Origin of the sequence: Bacillus sp. EKM420B (assembly GCF_011065565.1) — a bacterium.
Classification (GTDB): domain Bacteria; phylum Bacillota; class Bacilli; order Bacillales; family Bacillaceae; genus Bacillus; species Bacillus velezensis.
The window spans coordinates 177,369-194,826 of sequence record NZ_JAAMNX010000006.1 but is presented as its reverse complement, the minus strand read 5'-3'; the positions used below and the strand labels follow the sequence as shown (position 1 = coordinate 194,826).

Annotated in this window: 17 protein-coding genes; 10 read left to right on the top strand and 7 right to left on the bottom strand. The window is 48.2% G+C overall.

Translation table 11 applies throughout. The features are described 5' to 3' along the window. Positions 1–11 precede the first annotated feature (11 nt). Together G9F48_RS17525 and G9F48_RS17520 are read left to right on the top strand one after the other, a co-directional pair. Positions 12–1,163, top strand: a complete 1,152-nt coding sequence (locus G9F48_RS17525; RefSeq protein WP_165409874.1) for a M20 peptidase aminoacylase family protein — start codon at positions 12–14, stop codon at positions 1,161–1,163. After that, positions 1,160–2,506: an MmgE/PrpD family protein gene (locus tag G9F48_RS17520; RefSeq protein WP_165409873.1), complete on the top strand. Its 1,347-nt coding sequence runs from the start codon at positions 1,160–1,162 to the stop codon at positions 2,504–2,506. Before G9F48_RS17525 ends, G9F48_RS17520 begins: the two co-directional genes overlap by 4 nt. A 103-nt stretch (positions 2,507–2,609) precedes the next feature. Here G9F48_RS17520 and G9F48_RS17515 read toward each other — a convergent pair whose 3' ends face one another. Then, positions 2,610–3,293, bottom strand: a complete 684-nt coding sequence (locus G9F48_RS17515; RefSeq protein WP_165409872.1) for an ABC transporter ATP-binding protein — start codon at positions 3,291–3,293, stop codon at positions 2,610–2,612. A gap of 14 nt (positions 3,294–3,307) precedes the next feature. Then, positions 3,308–4,744 carry an ABC transporter permease gene (locus G9F48_RS17510; RefSeq protein ID WP_165409871.1) on the bottom strand — a complete coding sequence of 479 codons (1,437 nt, stop codon included), beginning with the start codon at positions 4,742–4,744 and terminating at the stop codon, positions 3,308–3,310. Positions 4,745–4,956: 212 nt separating this feature from the next. Between G9F48_RS17510 and G9F48_RS17505 the strand changes: the two genes are divergently transcribed. The 4 genes from G9F48_RS17505 to G9F48_RS17490 all read left to right on the top strand — a co-directional run bounded on the left by G9F48_RS17505 (position 4,957) and on the right by G9F48_RS17490 (position 8,464). After that, complete coding sequence (locus G9F48_RS17505) at positions 4,957–5,640, top strand: response regulator transcription factor (RefSeq protein WP_014416901.1); 684 nt, start codon at positions 4,957–4,959, stop codon at positions 5,638–5,640. Further along, on the top strand, positions 5,627–7,060 hold the full coding sequence (locus tag G9F48_RS17500) for a sensor histidine kinase (RefSeq protein ID WP_162262652.1): 1,434 nt from the start codon (positions 5,627–5,629) through the stop codon (positions 7,058–7,060). Before G9F48_RS17505 ends, G9F48_RS17500 begins: the two co-directional genes overlap by 14 nt. 152 nt (positions 7,061–7,212) lie before the next feature. Next, positions 7,213–8,361, top strand: a complete 1,149-nt coding sequence (locus tag G9F48_RS17495) for a Rap family tetratricopeptide repeat protein (RefSeq protein WP_003156336.1) — start codon at positions 7,213–7,215, stop codon at positions 8,359–8,361. Next, positions 8,345–8,464: a PhrC/PhrF family phosphatase-inhibitory pheromone gene (locus G9F48_RS17490; protein WP_003156334.1), complete on the top strand. Its 120-nt coding sequence runs from the start codon at positions 8,345–8,347 to the stop codon at positions 8,462–8,464. The genes G9F48_RS17495 and G9F48_RS17490 overlap by 17 nt, the downstream gene beginning before the upstream one ends. A 150-nt stretch (positions 8,465–8,614) precedes the next feature. On the opposite strand, the gene G9F48_RS17485 is transcribed toward G9F48_RS17490, so the two are convergent. Continuing rightward, complete coding sequence (locus G9F48_RS17485) at positions 8,615–8,725, bottom strand: YjcZ family sporulation protein (protein WP_369878517.1); 111 nt, start codon at positions 8,723–8,725, stop codon at positions 8,615–8,617. A 79-nt stretch (positions 8,726–8,804) separates the two neighbouring features. Then, the gene (locus G9F48_RS17480) at positions 8,805–10,169 is read right to left on the bottom strand and encodes an aspartate kinase (protein WP_165409870.1); all 1,365 of its coding nucleotides are present in this window, start codon (positions 10,167–10,169) and stop codon (positions 8,805–8,807) included. Positions 10,170–10,583: 414 nt separating this feature from the next. Between G9F48_RS17480 and G9F48_RS17475 the strand changes: the two genes are divergently transcribed. Genes G9F48_RS17475 through G9F48_RS17460 form a run of 4 tightly spaced genes read left to right on the top strand, consistent with a single transcriptional unit; the run spans position 10,584 to position 14,192 of the window. Further along, positions 10,584–11,537, top strand: coding sequence for an ABC transporter permease (locus G9F48_RS17475; protein WP_165409869.1), 954 nt, complete (start codon positions 10,584–10,586; stop codon positions 11,535–11,537). After that, positions 11,527–12,474, top strand: a complete 948-nt coding sequence (locus tag G9F48_RS17470; RefSeq protein ID WP_014416905.1) for an iron chelate uptake ABC transporter family permease subunit — start codon at positions 11,527–11,529, stop codon at positions 12,472–12,474. The genes G9F48_RS17475 and G9F48_RS17470 overlap by 11 nt, the downstream gene beginning before the upstream one ends. Continuing rightward, the gene (locus tag G9F48_RS17465) at positions 12,468–13,226 is read left to right on the top strand and encodes an iron ABC transporter ATP-binding protein (RefSeq protein WP_165409868.1); all 759 of its coding nucleotides are present in this window, start codon (positions 12,468–12,470) and stop codon (positions 13,224–13,226) included. Before G9F48_RS17470 ends, G9F48_RS17465 begins: the two co-directional genes overlap by 7 nt. Before the next feature lie 21 nt (positions 13,227–13,247). After that, positions 13,248–14,192, top strand: a complete 945-nt coding sequence (locus G9F48_RS17460; RefSeq protein WP_003156329.1) for a siderophore ABC transporter substrate-binding protein — start codon at positions 13,248–13,250, stop codon at positions 14,190–14,192. Between the two features lie 41 nt (positions 14,193–14,233). Here the strand turns inward: G9F48_RS17460 and G9F48_RS17455 are convergent, their stop codons facing one another. From G9F48_RS17455 to nfsA, 3 genes are all read right to left on the bottom strand, one after another. Next, positions 14,234–15,658: an MDR family MFS transporter gene (locus G9F48_RS17455; RefSeq protein WP_015388705.1), complete on the bottom strand. Its 1,425-nt coding sequence runs from the start codon at positions 15,656–15,658 to the stop codon at positions 14,234–14,236. A gap of 17 nt (positions 15,659–15,675) precedes the next feature. Next, positions 15,676–16,551 carry a TetR/AcrR family transcriptional regulator gene (locus G9F48_RS17450; RefSeq protein ID WP_003156326.1) on the bottom strand — a complete coding sequence of 292 codons (876 nt, stop codon included), beginning with the start codon at positions 16,549–16,551 and terminating at the stop codon, positions 15,676–15,678. A 160-nt stretch (positions 16,552–16,711) separates the two neighbouring features. Further along, a complete protein-coding gene (gene nfsA, locus G9F48_RS17445) occupies positions 16,712–17,458 on the bottom strand; it encodes an oxygen-insensitive NADPH nitroreductase (protein WP_016937252.1) in 747 nt (248 codons plus the stop codon).

Genomic DNA, 17,458 nt, shown 5'->3' with positions numbered 1-17,458 from the left:
AAGAAGAAGAAATGGCAAATGAAACGTATGAATCATTAAACAAACGTTTAATCAATATCCGCCGCGACCTTCATGAACACCCTGAGCTGTCAGGCGAGGAATACGAAACGACGAATAAAATCCGCCGCTGGCTGGAGGAAGAAGGAATCACGGTTCTTGATGTGCCGAAACTGCAAACCGGAGTGATCGCTGAAATCAAAGGAGACAAAAGCGGCCCCGTCATCGCCGTCAGAGCGGACATCGACGCACTGCCGATCGAAGAGAAAACAAACCTTCCGTTTGCTTCGCGAAACAGCGGCGTGATGCACGCATGCGGCCATGATTTCCATACGGCATCTATTCTCGGCACGGCTTTCTTATTAAATGAGAGAAAGCATGAGCTGAAAGGAACGGTGCGGTTTATTTTTCAGCCCGCGGAAGAAATCGCCGCCGGAGCAAGACAGGTCATTGAAGCCGGCGCGCTTGACGGTGTATCGGCGATATTCGGCATGCATAACAAACCTGACCTCCCTGTCGGCACGGTCGGTCTGAAAGAAGGCCCGCTGATGGCAAGTGTCGACCGCTTTGAAATCACTGTTAAAGGAAAAGGCGGCCACGCCGGGATCCCCGACAACAGCATTGACCCGATTCAGGCGGCAGGGCAGATCATCGGCGGCCTGCAATCGGTTGTCAGCAGAAACATCAGCTCGCTTCACAATGCCGTCGTCAGCATCACAAGAGTTCAGGGGGGCAGTTCTTGGAATGTCATTCCGGACCATGTTGAAATGGAAGGAACCGTCCGGACGTTTCAAAAAGAAGCGCGGGACGCTGTTCCGAAACATATGAAGCGGGTTGCCGAAGGAATCGCGGCCGGATTCGGGGCAGAGGCTGACTTCCGCTGGTTTCCTTACCTGCCGTCAGTAATGAACGACGCCCGATTCATACAGGCGGCGGAACAAACAGCTGAAAGCCTCGGACTTCAAACCGTTCGGGCAGAACAGTCGCCCGGCGGCGAAGACTTCGCATTATATCAAGAAAAAATCCCCGGCTTCTTCGTCTGGATGGGAACAAACGGAACAGAAGAATGGCACCATCCCGCCTTTACACTCGACGAAAAAGCGCTTCCGGCAGCGGCTGAGTTTTTCGCCCGGCTTGCCGTCAATGTATTGGAGCAGACGGAATGAATACGGAACATCTGACGGCCGGACTTGCTCAGGCCGTCATGTCGTCTGTGCCGGAAACATCCGCTGAAGCGATGAAAGAAGCGCGCAAAGGACTGCTTGATTTTACAGCGGCGGCTTTTGCGGGGAGACGGGATAAAGGCGTTGAAAAGCTGGTAAAACTGGCCGAAGAAGAAGGCGGGGTGCCGATAGCGCCGCTTATCGGCAGAAATCAAAAAACCACGCCTTCCCAATCCGCGCTCATTAACGGATTCATTGCCCATGCGCTTGATTTTGACGATGTTCATTCTGATGTAAGAGGACATCCGAGCGTGGTCATCCTTCCGGTTTTGATTGCAGCCGCATCAGCCGGCCGTATAGACAAGAGCCGTTTTCTCGGCGCTTATGTGACGGGAATTGAAGTGATGGCGCGGCTCGGCGAGTCAGCTGGAAGGCATCATTACGAAAAAGGCTGGCACAATACAGGAACGTTAGGTGCCATTGCGGCCGCATGCGCCGTCGGATTCGCGGAGAATCTGAATCAAACCCAATTGCAGAAAGCAATCGGGTTTGCGGCTGCCCGTTCCGGAGGCATGAGAGTGCAATTCGGGACAGAAATGAAGCCGCTCCACGCCGGACTGGCCGCTCAAGCCGGGTTGTTCGCCGTAAAGCTTGCAAAGGCCGGTTTCGGCGGCTCAGCTCATGCGCTTGACGGGGAGAAAGGTTTTTTCGGACTGTACGGCGATCTTGAACGGGCAGAAACCTTGCTTGTAAACGGGTGGGGAAACCCTTGGCGGATCGTGAGTCCGGGACTTTGGTTTAAGGTTTATCCGTTTTGCTCGGCGGCCCATCATGCGGCGGACGCCATTCTCAAGCTGAAGGCCGAACATGGTCTCACTTTCGGCCAAACGGAACGGATCGACGTGATTTATCCGCCGGGAGGGGACGCCGCATTGACAGAACGGCGTCCGAAAACAGGCGAAGCGGGAAGATTCAGCGTGGAATATGTGATCACCTTGGCTTTGCACGGTAAGGATTTTTCAGTTGAACATTTCACATCCGAGCCGATCCCGGAATCCCTTCAAAAAGGATTTGAGCGGATTCACCGCAGCTGCGATGACCAAATTCAGCCGGCTGACAACGCCGTTCCGAAGGGCCGTTTTACAATTGTACGGGTCACGGCTTCCGGCGGTCATGTCTATGAAGCACGTATCGACTGTCCGAGGGGAGCGCCGGGAAACGGTCTTTCTGAAAAAGATATTGAAGACAAGCTCCGGCTCGCTTTGCCGGGAGAAGAGAAAAAGGCGGAAGAATTGATCAAAGCAGCCGGACAATCAAATATGGACCGTTATTTACAGCTGATATAAATAAAAAGAGCGAGGGGATGCAGCCCTCGCTCTTTTTACGTTCACTTCTATTGAATAGGGGGATATAGGGTGCGCCCCTGTCTGCGCTGGCAGGGGCGCGGTATCAGGAAACGGCCGTGCCGTTTTCTTTGACCGTGAAACTTCCTCTTGATAAGCGGATGTTGATATCAGACACTTTGGCAATTTGTTCGTCGTGCGTAACCATGATGACGCATTTGCCGTCTTTATGCGCCAGATCTTGAAAGAGCCGGACAATTTCCTTTGACGTATCCTCGTCGAGGTTTCCCGTCGGCTCGTCCGCGCAAATCAAATCCGTGTCACAGCAGAAAGCCCGCGCAATTGAAACGCGCTGCTGCTGTCCGCCGCTTAATGTCAGCACCCGCTGACGGGCCTGCTGTTCGGTGATGCCGACTTTATCCAGCATGCTGAGCGCGGACGCATCTTTGTTTTTCTCCTTAGATCCGGTAATCTCCATCGCCGTTGTGACGTTCTGGAGCGCCGTCATATACGGGATCAGATGATAAGATTGAAAGACGATAGAGACATATTGATTTCTGAATTTGGTTAATCCGATTTTGGAGATGTCTTCTCCGTTATAAAGGATGCTTCCCTCTTTAGGTGTGTCAAGGCCGCCCGCCAGAGACAGAAACGTTGTTTTTCCCGTCCCGGAGGCGCCGGCAATTGTATAAAACTTCCCTTTTTCAAAGCTGATCGTTATATCCTGAAACAGCGGCTGTGATTTATCTTGGTACCAGTAGCCGGTCTGTTGAAAGGTTAATAGGCTCATTATGCTGCCTCCTCTTATTCCTGCTTGGTCAGGATCGTTTTAGGGTGAAGCCGCATGACTGATACAGACGGCAGTAATGTGGCGATGACGGCAATTGCGACGCCGATCCCGCCGAGAGTCAGAAGGTCATTCAGCGAAACGTTTACCTGCATTGTACTGATGACATCTGCACCGGATGAATGCTGACCGAACAGGCCGCCTCCCCGCGGCATTTCTCCGCCGCCCCAGCCGCTTGTTTGCTGCTGTGAATCATCGGCTGAGCTGACCTGCTGGGAAAGAAGCTGATTTCCGAGCTGATTCGCCACAAGGCTGCCCGTGACGGATGCGATCCCGATGGCGATAACCGCGACAATCAGAATTTCCGTTAAGAATTGTCCGATGAGCTTCCAGCGCTTTTCGCCGATCGCCATCAAGACACCCATTTCATACTTGCGTTCCCTGATCGACATCATCACGATCAACCCGAGAATGACCGCGCCCGCGATGGATACAAGGTACACCACGTTTTTAGAAAATGACGCGACATTTTCAATCGGGCCGACCATTTGCTGATACACCTGATCATTTGTCGTCAGCGTGTAGGTTTTATCATCTATAGATGTTTTTTTCGCAGCCGCAACGAATGAGTCAATATATTTTGCATCATCCATATAATAAACGGCTGAGCTGATTTTGTTTTGGTTATCAGACCCTTTTAACGCCGCCGCGGCGGTGTAAGGCGTATAGATTTTATTGTCAGGATTTAAGAATGAAAAATGCTCTGCCTGATCGTCTCCTGATGATGTTGTTTTATAAATTCCCACAATCTTAAGCTTCGTTTTCACAGAATCATCCGCTGCTGAGGAAACCGTAATGGAGCCGCCGACCTTCAGCTTGTTTTGATCTGCCAGCGTTTCATTGATCACGGCGACTTTTGCGTCCGCATCTGTTTTTGTGATGGCGCGGCCGTCAGTGATTTTTGAGCTCCCGCCTGTGAAATCATCAAACAGCGCCGTAGAGAGCACGCCTTCGACCGAAATGTCCGCTGAAATCATCTGTCTTCCGCCGCCTTGAAAACGGCTTCCGCCGGAACTGTTATCGGCTGATTCGCCTGAGCTTTTTATCGCGTCAAAGCTTTCTGCGTTTGCTGACGCTGTCGTGAGGAAGTTGTAATTTTTAACGTGCTGTAAAGATGTAAGTTTCTTGGCATCCGAGACGGAAATCGGCGCTGATTCAAACGTCCTCTTTTCACCGTCTTTTTGCTGCTGCGCCATTTGCTTTTGGCGGTCAGCCTGGAGTGTGACGCTCCCGCCGAGCTGCTGCCTTGCCAGTTCGCTTGATTTCTTTGCCGCTGACTGGATCGTAAGACCGGACAGGACAAAAATGCAAATCACTGAAAACACAACCAGCTGCAAAAACGTTTTTCCCTTTTTTGACTTCATGCTCCAAAAGGCTCTTTTTATAAAGTTCATGTCTGTTCCTCCGTGTGGGTGTCAGATCTTGTAAAACCGACCTTCTTTAGGACCGGTTATCCGATATGTATATAGTAGGAGAAATGTATGAAAAAAATATGAACAAACTATTTCCGGGTGATGAAATAAAAACTAACAATTGTGAAACCCGAAAATATCCGGGTAAAATGGTGCTATTATAAGTAAAAGCGTCAAGATAAGCGGAGGAACCAATGAAGATATTAATGATAGAAGACAATATAAGCGTATGCACCATGACGGAAATGTTCTTTTTTAAAGAAGGATTTGAAGCCGAATTTGTCCATGACGGAGTGGAAGGCTATCAGCGGTTCACGGAAGAGGACTGGGATTTGGTCATTCTGGATATTATGCTTCCATCTATGGACGGAGTGACGATCTGCCGGAAAATAAGAGAGACGAGCAGTGTGCCGATTATTATGCTGACCGCAAAGGACACGGAGTCTGATCAGGTGATCGGGTTTGAAATGGGGGCCGACGACTATGTCACCAAGCCGTTCAGCCCGCTGACGCTAGTAGCGCGGATTAAAGCGGTGATCAGAAGATACCGGGCGACGGGGCAGGCCGTAAAAAGCGACGACTTGATCGAAACGGCGTGTTTTTCAATCAATAAGAAGACGCGGGAAGTGTTTCTGCACGGAAAGCCTGTCGAGAATCTGACGCCGAAGGAATTCGATCTGCTCTTTTATCTCGCACAAAATCCGCGCCAGGTCTTTTCGAGAGAGCAGCTGCTTGAGCAGGTGTGGGGGTATCAATTTTACGGCGATGAACGTACGGTTGATGTTCATATTAAACGGCTGCGCAAAAAACTGTCCAGTGACGAAAAACCGTTTTTATACACGGTGTGGGGGGTAGGATACAAATTTGATGAGGATTAAATACTTATATCAGCTGCTGTTAAGCCATGTCAGCATTTTGATTTTGGCCTTTTTCATCATCATTTCCCTGTTTTCGCATTTTGTGAAAGATTTTGCGTATCAAAATAAAGTGGATGAGCTGTCTTCTTACGCCCAGCAGATCACAAGTGAGCTGAACGGACGCGATCTTGATCTGCGCCGCCTGTATCCGTATCAGGACATGTTAAAAACGCGCGAGACCAGATTTATTATTTTTGATGAACATCAGCGGCCGTACTTTTTTCCTGACGATATGCCGCCGCGCGAGAAGCTGAAAAGTAAAGAGTGGCACATGCTGAAGCAAGGGAAAACCGTTCAGATCAGAGCGGAGATGAACCGTTTTAATACGGAAGGCTTGGAAGTGTCGCTTGTCGCAAAACCGCTTTTGATCAACAATCAATTTAAAGGCGCGGTGCTGCTCGTGTCTCCCGTCAGAGGGGTCGAACAGATGATCAGCCAGGTCAACCGCTATATGATTTACGCGATCATCAGCACCCTTATCATCACGATTCTGCTGAGCTGGCTTTTATCTAAATTTCACGTCAAGCGGATTCAGACATTGCGGGATGCGACCGGAAAAGTGGCGTCCGGTGATTACGATATTTCGCTCAAGAACAGCGGCGGCGATGAAATCGGCATGCTGGCGTCCGATTTCAACATCATGGCCAAAAATCTGAAGCAATCGAGAGAGCAGATTGACCGCCTGGAAAAACGGAGGCGCCAATTTATCGCCGATGTCTCCCATGAGCTGAGAACGCCTTTGACGACCATTAACGGACTTGTGGAGGGGCTTAACAGCAACACCATCCCGGAAAAAGATAAAGAGAAATGCTTCTCTCTGATCAGCGAAGAAACGAAGCGGATGCTCAGGCTCGTGAAAGAAAATCTGGATTATGAAAAAATCAGATCCCATCAAATCAAACTGGACAAGCTCAGTCTGCCGCTCATCGAGGTGTTTGAAATTATTAAAGAGCATCTCAATCAGCAGGCGGAGGAAAAACAAAATCAGCTGCGGATTCAGGTGGAGGACGGCGTCAAAGTGTTCGCCGATTATGACAGGCTGATCCAGATTCTCGTCAATATCACGAAAAACAGCATTCAATTTACGCAAAAGGGAGACATCACGCTGCGCGGATATGAAGGCTATAAAGAAACAGTGATTGAAATCGAAGACACCGGAATCGGCATCTCCAAAGAGGAAATTGAGCATATATGGGAGCGGTTTTATAAGGCGGACGTGTCCCGGACGAATACGGCATACGGCGAATACGGACTCGGCCTGTCCATCGTCAGGCAGCTCGTCGAAATGCACAAGGGCACGATAGATATTGACAGCGAAAAAGGAAAAGGCACGACCTTTACAATCCGCCTTCCGCTGAATACGAAACATGAATCATCTTGAAACCGGCAGTCCTGTCTGGCTGCCGGCTGTTTTATCTTCACTCGGAAAATTGCGCTCTGCCGAAACAAAGTTTGCGTGTTTTTCGGGATGGAAAGACACGGAAACGTGATAAAATAACTGGTAAACAGGTCTTGGATGGGGAGGGTGAAGGAATGAAGAGCGGGTTAATTCCTTCTTCAGCAGTCGGGCAGAAAATTAACGAGTGGTATCGATACATCAGAACATTCAGCGTGCCGGATGCGGAGATCTTGAAGGCCGAGATCAAACAAGAGCTTGACCGTATGGAGCCTGATTCAAACTTAGTGCTTTATTATTCCCTCATGGAATTTCGCCATCAGCTGATGCTGGACTACTTGGAGCCGCTGGAAAAACTGAAGATAGAAGACCAGCCGACCCTGTCGGAAATTCTTGATAACATTGATAACAGCCAGGCCGGCCTCAAAGGGCTTCTCGATTATTACGTCAACTTTTTCAAAGGCATGTTTGAATTTGATAAAAGAGAATTTATCTCAGCGATTACGTATTATAAACAAGCTGAGAAAAAACTGGCCTTCGTTTCGGACCACGTGGAACGGGCGGAGTTTTATTTTAAAGTGGCCGAAGCTTATTATCATATGAAACAAACGTATTTTTCTTTGATACATATAAAAAACGCTTATGAAATTTACGTAGAGCAGGACACATATAACGTCCGGATCATTCAATGCCATTTTGTATTCGGCGTCAATTTAATGGATGAAAGGCGCTTTGAACAGGCGGCCAAACATTTTCAGCACGCTCTGCAAATGGCCGAAAAAGAACAAAAAGCGCAGCTTGTCGGGAGGGCGCTGTATAACCTCGGACTGTGCTACTACAATCAGGACCGCATCGGCGAAGCGATTCCGTACTTTGAACGGGCGGTTGATACATTTGAATCACAAAGAATCGTCAATTCTCTTCCTCAAGCATATTTTCTAATCACACTCATTTACTTTAAACTCGGAAAAAAAGAAAAAGCGTCGGAATATCACAAGCGGGGATATGAATATGCTAAAGAAACAGACGATCCCGTTTACACGGTAAAATTCGAATGGCTGCAGGCTCTGTATCAGGCGAAACCGGATGAGGAAAAAATCAGCGCATGTTTCCGTTACCTGGAAGATAAAAATTTATACGCCGATATAGAGGATTTAGCACTAGAAGCAGCTAAATATTACTATGAACAAAATTGCTTTAAGATTTCTTCTGACTATTTTCTGAAAGTCGAAGAGGCAAGAAAACAAATACAAAGGAGTGAGGGTTTGTATGAAATTGAAATCTAAATGGTTTGTTATTTGTTTAGCAGCCGCCGCGATTTTTACAGTGACAGGTGCAGGCCAGACAGATCAGGCTGAATTCCATGTAGCTGAAAGAGGAATGACGTGAGAAGAAAATAACCTGAACAAAGGAAAAGACTGCCCGGGAATGTTCCCGGCAGTCTTTTTTTTTGCGCGGCCGGACTTGGACAGCGGCGGAAAACAAAAGAAAACGCCGCAGGTCAAAACCCGCAGCGTCCTCATATAGACGGAGTGATGCTTAGAAACCGCCAACGAAGGCAGTACCAACAATAATCAACAGGATAAATAAAACAACGATCAAAGCGAAAGAGCTGACTCCTGAATATCCTGACATGAGCTTCACCTCCATATTGTCTATACCATACAATATGTAAAAGAAGCTGCTTTGTAAGGGATATTAGTGGACAAGAGAAAAAAGAGGCGGTGTCCTATGAGAGTAAGACTCCGGCGAAAAATTCGTCATACAGCGCCCGCACCGCGTGTTTTTCCTGTTCTTCTTTCACTCCGAACATCATGCTGACTTCCGAGGACCCTTGATTGATCATCTCGATGTTGACGCCGGCTTCCGACAGTGCTTTGGATGCCCTGGCGGTTGTGCCGACATTATGGCGCATCGCTTCCCCGACGACCATAATCAGCGCCAGATTGTGCCTGACTGTGACTTCATCTGCTTGAAGCTCCTGCTTCAGACGGGTGACGAGCCTGTGTTCCAGTTCTGAGTCCATCTGATCGTGCCGAAGGATGATCGTGATGTCGTCAATGCCGGATGGAACGTGTTCATACGTCAATCCTTCTTCCTCCAAAATGTGAAGGGCTTTGCGGCCGAAACCGATTTCCCGGTTCATTAAATATTTGCTTATGTAAATGCTGCAAAAGCCCGTGTCGCTTGCGATGCCGATGACTGGCCCGTTCGTATTGTCACGGCTGCTGACGACGCGCGTTCCTTTCGCATCCGGATTATTCGTATTCTTAATCTGAACGGGGATGCCGGCCCGAAATGCGGGAATCAGCGCTTCATCATGAAAAACGGAAAATCCGGCATAGGAGAGCTCACGCATTTCCCGATACGTCAGTTCGTTAATTTCTTTCGGGTGCCGCACGATCGACGGGTTGACGGAATAGACGGCGTCCACATCAGTAAAGTTTTCGTACAGGTCGGCTTTTAAGCCGCTGGCGAGAATGGAGCCGGTAATATCAGAACCGCTCCGGGAAAACGTCACAATCTCATGCTCCTTCGTGTAACCGAAAAATCCCGGAAAAATGATCAAGCCTTCACGGTTTCTCAGACGGTACAAATGATCATAAGATTCAGGGAGCACCTGCGCGCTTCCGGGTTCATTCGTCACAAACAGCCCCGCTTCTTTCGGACTTACGTATTCCGCTTTCACGCCCTGCCGTTGGAAGTAGGCCGCGATCAGCTTCGCGTTGTTGTCCTCGCCGCTCGCTTTCACCGCATCCATATATTGTTCGGGATTGGTTTTACAGCTGTTTAAGAGAGCGAATAGGTCACTGCGGATTCTTTCTATAATAGAGAAATCCAGGTTCAGCTCACGCGCGATGGCGGCGTACCGTTCAATGACCTGTTCGGCAAGCTCGGGCGCTGCACCTTTTTGCAAATAATGCTCCGCACAGCGGATTAACAGATCCGTCACCTTTGTATCGTCCGAGAAGCGTTTTCCCGGCGCCGATACGACGACGGCTTTCCGCGAGGGATCAGCCGTCACGATTTGAAACACTTTCTCAAGCTGGGCTCCTGACGCAAGAGAGCTGCCTCCGAATTTTACAACTTTCATGATTTACATCCCCTAATATTTAAATTTTCTCACAAATTTAATTTTTATTATCTCTCTTTCAAACATGTAAATCAAGGATTTTTTCTATGTGGGGAGAACATTTGTATTTTCATGGAGGAATTTTGCCGCTGTTTGTCAGATTTTTTTCCCTCAAGCGTGTCATCATGTGCAAAAAATGATAAGCAGCCAAATGAAGGTTATAGAAAATCCTGCAAATTCTTGATAGACTGATTGTAAGACAATTTAGTGTACGGCCCGCGGATGACCGCTTTTGAAAGCAAAACTGTATTGACTGCGCTTGGAAAGATGATAAGATTATAGTTGTCGTTGATAATGATAATCATTACGAGTGGGGATATATGGGGGTTGTTTGGCAATCAGTCATACCGTTTGTGATGGGTGCAGGGAGGCAGCATGAAGCTACGTTACTTACTTTTGCTACTGGCGGTTTTGGCGTGTACTTCTATATTTATCGGTGTAGAAGATTTGTCGCCGCTGGATATTTTTCATTTAAATAAAGAACAGGCAGGTACATTGTTTGACAGCCGGCTGCCGCGTTTGGTGAGCATTATCATCGCCGGCATGAGCCTGAGCATCTGCGGATTAATCATGCAGCAGATCAGCCGGAATAAATTTGTATCGCCGACGACTGCGGGAACGATGGACTGGGCAAGGCTCGGAATTTTGATTTCATTAATGCTTTTTACGTCAGCGAGTCCGCTTGTGAAAATGTCTATCGCTTTTATTTTCGCGTTGGCGGGAAATTTCCTTTTCATGAAAATCCTCGAGAGAATCAAGTTCAATGATGCGATTTTTATTCCTCTCGTCGGTTTAATGCTTGGGAATATCGTCAGCTCAATCGCCACGTTTATCGCATATAAATACGACCTGATCCAAAACCTGTCATCTTGGCTGCAGGGAGATTTCTCACTGGTCGTTAAAGGCAGGTATGAGCTTTTATATCTGAGTATCCCGCTGGTGATCATCGCTTATGTCTATGCGGATAAATTTACGGTGGCGGGAATGGGAGAGAGCTTTTCCGTCAATCTCGGCCTGAAATACAAACGCGTCGTCAATATCGGTCTGATTATCGTGTCGCTCATCGCTTCACTGGTGATCCTGACCGTCGGGATGCTGCCTTTTCTCGGTTTGATCATTCCCAATATGGTGTCGATTTACAAAGGGGACAACCTGAGGAGCAGCCTGCCTCACACCGCTCTCTTGGGCGCTGTTTTTGTGCTGTTATGCGACATTTTGGGAAGGGTGATCATCTTCCCGTACGAAATTTCCATCGGCCTGATGGTCGGTGTTATCGGCAGCGGCATCTTCCTGTATATGCTGTTAAGGAGAAAAGCATATGAGTCATAATAAAAAAATTACGCTGCTGGCGGCGCTCGCCATGATATGTATCGGATTCTTTCTGTTCTACGGACTGGGCAATTGGGAATACTCCCTGCCGAGACGATGCTTCAAAGTGCTTGCCATGATGCTCACCGGGGGAGCGATCGCGTTTTCAACGGTCATCTTCCAGACGATTACAAATAACCGCATACTGACACCGGGCATTTTAGGCCTCGATTCCCTGTATATGCTCATTCAGACCGTCATCGTGTTCCTGTTCGGTTCAATGAATATCGTCATGATGAACAAAAATCTTAATTTCGTCATCTCCGTCGGGCTGATGGTGCTCTTGTCACTCGTTTTGTATCAGCTCATGTTTAAAGGCGAGGGGCGGAACGTGTTTTTCCTTCTGCTTGTCGGCGTCGTATTCGGCACGCTGTTCAACAGTCTGTCATCCTTTATGCAGATGCTGATTGATCCGAATGAGTTCCAGGTTGTTCAGGACAAAATGTTTGCCAGCTTTAACAATATCAACACCGATCTTTTATGGTTTGCCGGTGCTGTCTTTCTTCTGACAGGCATTTATGTCTGGCGGTTCACGCGGTTTTTTGACGTGCTGTCGCTCGGCAGGGAGCACGCCGTCAACCTTGGGATTGATTACGATAAGCTTGTGAAACAGATGCTCATCGTCGTCGCCATTCTTGTGTCTGTCTCTACGGCTCTTGTCGGGCCGATTATGTTTTTAGGACTGCTTGTCGTCAATCTGGCGAGAGAGTTTTTAAAAACCTACAGGCACACGTATTTAATCGCGGGTTCCGTCCTGATCAGCATCGTCGCGCTCGTCGGGGGCCAGTTCGTCGTGGAGAAAGTGTTCACGTTTTCCACGACGCTGAGCGTCATCATTAATTTTGCCGGCGGGATTTATTTTATCTATCTGCTGTTAAAGGAGAATAAATCATGGTAGAGGTCAAAAATGTAAGCAAACAATACGGAGGGAAAGTCGTCCTTGAGAAAACGTCTCTATCCATTCAAAAGGGCAGGCTCACCTCGTTTATCGGTCCGAACGGCGCGGGAAAAAGCACGCTGCTGTCTATCATGAGCCGGCTGATTAAGACGGATTCCGGAGAAATCACGGTCGACGGGCAAGAGATCGGGGCCTGTAAAAGCAACGATCTGGCGAAAAAAATCAGCATCCTGAAGCAGACGAACCAAATCAATATCAGACTGACGATTAAAGACCTGGTCAGCTTCGGCAGATTTCCGTATTCCCAAGGGAAACTGACGGATGAAGATTGGGTGCATATCAACCAGGCCCTCAGTTATATGAAGCTGGATGACTTAAAGGATAAATACCTCGATCAGCTCAGCGGAGGCCAGTGTCAGAGGGCGTTTATCGCGATGATCATCGCTCAGGATACGGACTATATTTTTCTCGATGAGCCGCTGAACAATTTAGATATGAAGCATTCCGTTGAAATGATGAAGCTGTTGAAGCGGCTTGTGGAAGACTTCGGAAAAACGATCGTCGTAGTGATTCACGATATCAACTTCGCATCCGTCTATTCAGACCATATCGTCGCACTGAAAAACGGCCGGATCGTCAAAGAAGGGCCGGCGGAGGAGATCATTGAAACCTCCGTGCTTGAAGATATTTATGATATGACCATCCCGATTCAAGAGATTGACAGTCAGCGGATCGGTGTGTACTTTTCTTAAAAACCAGATGAGGTGAAAGTCATGAAAAAATTCGCATTGCTATTCATTGCGCTAGTTACGATTTTTGTTGTTTCTGCATGCGGAAACGGGGACAAAACATCAGGCAAATCAAAAGAAACAATCACAATCAAAGATGATCTGAACAAAGAAGGAGTCAAAGTGCCGAAGAATCCGAAAAAAGTCGTCGTATTCAACTTCGGAATGCTGGACACGATGGATGAACTCGGTTTACAGGATCACGTGGCGGGACTTCCGAAACAAAACCTTCCAAAATACTTATCTTCATATAATAGTGATAAATACGCCAATACCGGCGGTTTAAAAGAACCGGATTTTGAAAAAGTCGCGGATATTGATCCGGATTTAATCATTATCGCCCACAGACAATCTGATTCTTATAAAGAGTTCTCAAAAATCGCGCCGACGATTTATCTTGATGATGACTATACAAACTACGTTGACAGATTCAAGCAAAACACTGAAGTGATCGGCAAAATCTTTAACAAAGAAAATGAAGTGAAAGATAAGCTTGCGAAAATTGACAAATCCATTGCCGATCTGAAGAAAAAGACAAGCAGCACGGATAAAAACGGATTAGTGGTGATGGCGAACGACGGCAAAATCAGCGCGTTCGGATCTAAATCAAGATACGGCTTCATTCATGATGTGTTCGGCGTCAAACCGGCTGACAAAAACATCGAAGCCTCACTGCACGGACAAAGCATTTCCTATGAATATATCGCCAAAACAAACCCTGATTACATGTTTGTCGTTGACCGCGGAACAGCGATCGGCACAAAATCTTCAACAAAACAAGTGGTTGAAAATGATTATGTAAAATCGGTGAAAGCCGTGAAAAACAACCATGTTGTCTACCTTGATTCAGCTACATGGTATTTATCAGGAGGCGGCCTGGAATCCATGGCGCAAATGGTGAAAGAAGTAAAAGACGGAATCGAGAAGTAAAAAAAGAACCCGGTCACATACGTGATCGGGTTCTTTTTGGTTTACCGCGTAACGGCCTGCTGCTGCTCGGGCTGACGCGGTTTTTTCTTCAATGTAAAAGATAGGAGGAAGCCGGCCAGCGCGATGCAGGCGGCTACGACAAATGCCGCATTCATGCCGTGCAGGGCAGCGTTTGCCGGAGTTGACGCATTGGCGTGCGCGGCCTGGCTGCTCATCACGGAAACCAGCAGCGCCGTACCGATAGAACCGCCGACTTGGCGGACGGTATTGTTCATGGCTGTGCCGTGCGGAATTAAGTGGCGCGGCAGGGCGTTGATTCCCGCTGTCGTCACCGGCATCATAATCATGGCTGTTCCCAAAAGCCGCGCGGTATAAACGACGACAATCCAAATGAGAGACGTCGAGTCCGTCAGATTCATAAACGGCAGGGACGTGAGCAGGATGATGAAGAACCCGGTCATCGCAAGGCCTTTTCCTCCGATTCTGTCAAACACCCGGCCGATAAACGGCGACATCATCCCCATCACAATCGCGCCCGGCAAAAGCATTAATCCGGTATCAAACGCGGAGACGCCCCGGACTTTTTGCGTGTAAAGCGGGAGAATGGTTTCCGTTCCGATCAGCAGCGCGAAAACAAGCGTTCCGAGCAGGGTGGTCAGGCTGAAAATCCCGAAAGAAAACACGCGGAATTCCAGCATCGGTTTTTTGAGCTTCATCTGTCTTGCGATAAAGAAAATCAGCGCGGCCGCTCCGACAAGCAGCGAAGTCAGCACTTCAGTACTGGTCCATCCTGAGGAACCGGCGCTTGAGAAGCCGTAAAGCAGCCCGCCGAATCCGAGGGTCGATAAGATCACGGATAAAATATCAATCTGTGTTTCTCGTAATGTCGTGACGTTTTTCATCAGAATAATCGCTAAAAGCAAGTCGATGACTGCGATCGGGAAGATGATATAAAACAAAGACCGCCAAGAGAATGCTTCGACCGCCCATCCGGAAAGCGTCGGGCCGATCGCCGGCGCGAACGAAATAACCAAGCCGACCATACCCATGGCGCGGCCGCGCTTTTCCATCGGGAAAATCGTGAGAAATACCGTCTGCATGAGCGGCAGCATAATTCCGGCGCCGGCCGCCTGAATAATCCGGGCCGTTAAGAGCACCGGAAAGTTCGGGGCGAATGCGCCGACAATGGTGCCCGCCGTGAAAATACTCATAGCGGAAATCAGGAGGGTGCGGCTCGTAAATTTCTCTATTAAAAATGCGGTAATCGGGATTAAAATCCCGTTCGTCAGCATAAACGATGTTGTCAGCCATTGCGCTTTGTTGGCATCTATATTGAAGTCATTCATAATGTGCGGCAGCGCCGTGATAAGCAGTGTCTGGTTCAAAATGGCGACGAACGCTCCCGCCAAAAGAATCCCGACAATGACAGAGCGGTTGTATGGTGCAGTTTTAATACTCTTATTCAAGCTGATTCCTTCTTTCTTTATAGTTTGAGCAATGTTTTAACGGCTGCAAGCGGCTGGTGCAGCGGTCCGGCCTGCTCCAAATAACCGATGAGCGCTTTTATAAGAAAATCCCGCGGCTGTTTGTCCGCTGATTCTTTCTCCAGCATAACCGCCGCGGAAGCGAGTCCTGCGGCATCATATTTTTCCTCCGGAAGGGCTGAGACAGCTTCTTTCAGTTCCTTCAGGCTTTCAGCCAGCAATACGGTTTTGTCTTTCGGCTCAAATGAGGAAGCGGAGGCGGTATAAAGGTCAATCATCTCCTGAGGCAAAGCCGTTTCGGTTTTCCTGTTTTCGACGATGAGATTGAGATGGCGGATGATAAAGTCCGTGAGCGGCTCCAGAGCGAGCGGTTCTTTTTCCAGCTTAATCAGCGTGATACATTCTCTCAGGAGCCCCTGCAGGACGATCACCAGCTCCCATACATAAGGAATAATGTCTTCGCCGTACGTCTGAATCAGTGAATCGCGATGCCAGCAGATAAAGGTGGAGCGGGCCCTGTGAATATGCCGTTTTACCCGCTCATTAATGGAAGAGGGGCTTCCGTACATCAGCATATTAAAAAACTGCTGATTGCGCCTGAAGCCTTCAAGCTCAGCCATCAGTTTTTTGGCAAACCGTTCCTCAGGGGAGAGGCTCGTTTCCTCATTCAATAATGAAGCGGCCGCTACCATCTGTTTCTGGTTAAAATCGAGCAGCTCCAGGAGCAGGTCTTCCTTTGATTCAAACAGCTTATATAAAGATGCTTTGGAGACTTTGCACTCCTCTGCGATCGCCTGCATCGAAACCGACGAAAAGCTTTTCCCGGAAAAAAGCTTCCTTGCCGCCAGCAGAATATCCGTTTTCTTATCATTCATAAGCCCAGATTCCTTCTTTCGTCACAATAGAAAACCCATCGGTTCACAGAAAACCAATGAGTATATGATGAAAATATTAACAAAAATTTTTACATAGTGTCAACGCTTTTGTTTGAGAAATAGAAAAAACCTGCCGGGGTGTTCCGGCAGGCTGATACGTTTATTTATCCGTCTTAAATCCTTGTTTTTCAAGCATTTCACGAATGTGAGGATAATAAACCTGCTTATAGTAGGAAGTGATGCCTTGTGACCAGTTTCTTGTTTCCTGTCCGTCGGTGCGTTTTTTCATGTATTCGGACATCTGCTTGTCATAGGCCTCGATATGGGTTCTTAAATCTTCTTCTTGATACGTTTCATGATGCAGAACGGCTGCTTGCGGCAGACGCGGTTTTTTTGCGGAGCGGTCTGCCGGATGGCCGATGACGAGACCGGAAACCGGGAAAACGTATTTCGGAAGTTTCAGCAATTCAATGAGTTCGTCAGGCTTGCCGCGCACGGCGCCGATCGGCACAGTGCCGAGTCCCATTGATTCAGCCGCAGCCGTTGCCGTACCCAGCGCAATCCCGACATCCACGGCTCCGACTAGAACGGACTCTAAACCGTTCGTGATCTCAAGCGGTGTATCATTATATTCTTCAAGCGCAATTTTGGCGCGGTTAAAATCAGCGCAGAATAAAAGGAAAACAGGCGCTTGGTCAATCCACGGCTGGCCGCCGGCCAATTCGGATATTTTTTTCTTCCGCTCCTTATCTTTCACCGCAATAACGGTAAATTGCTGGCCGTTAATGGAAGTCGGCGCTGCCTGAGTTGCTTGGATGATAAGATCCAGCTGCTCATCCGATACGGGTTCATCTGTGTAGCTGCGGATGGAACGGTGGTCTGTTAATATTTGAAGGACTTCGTTCAT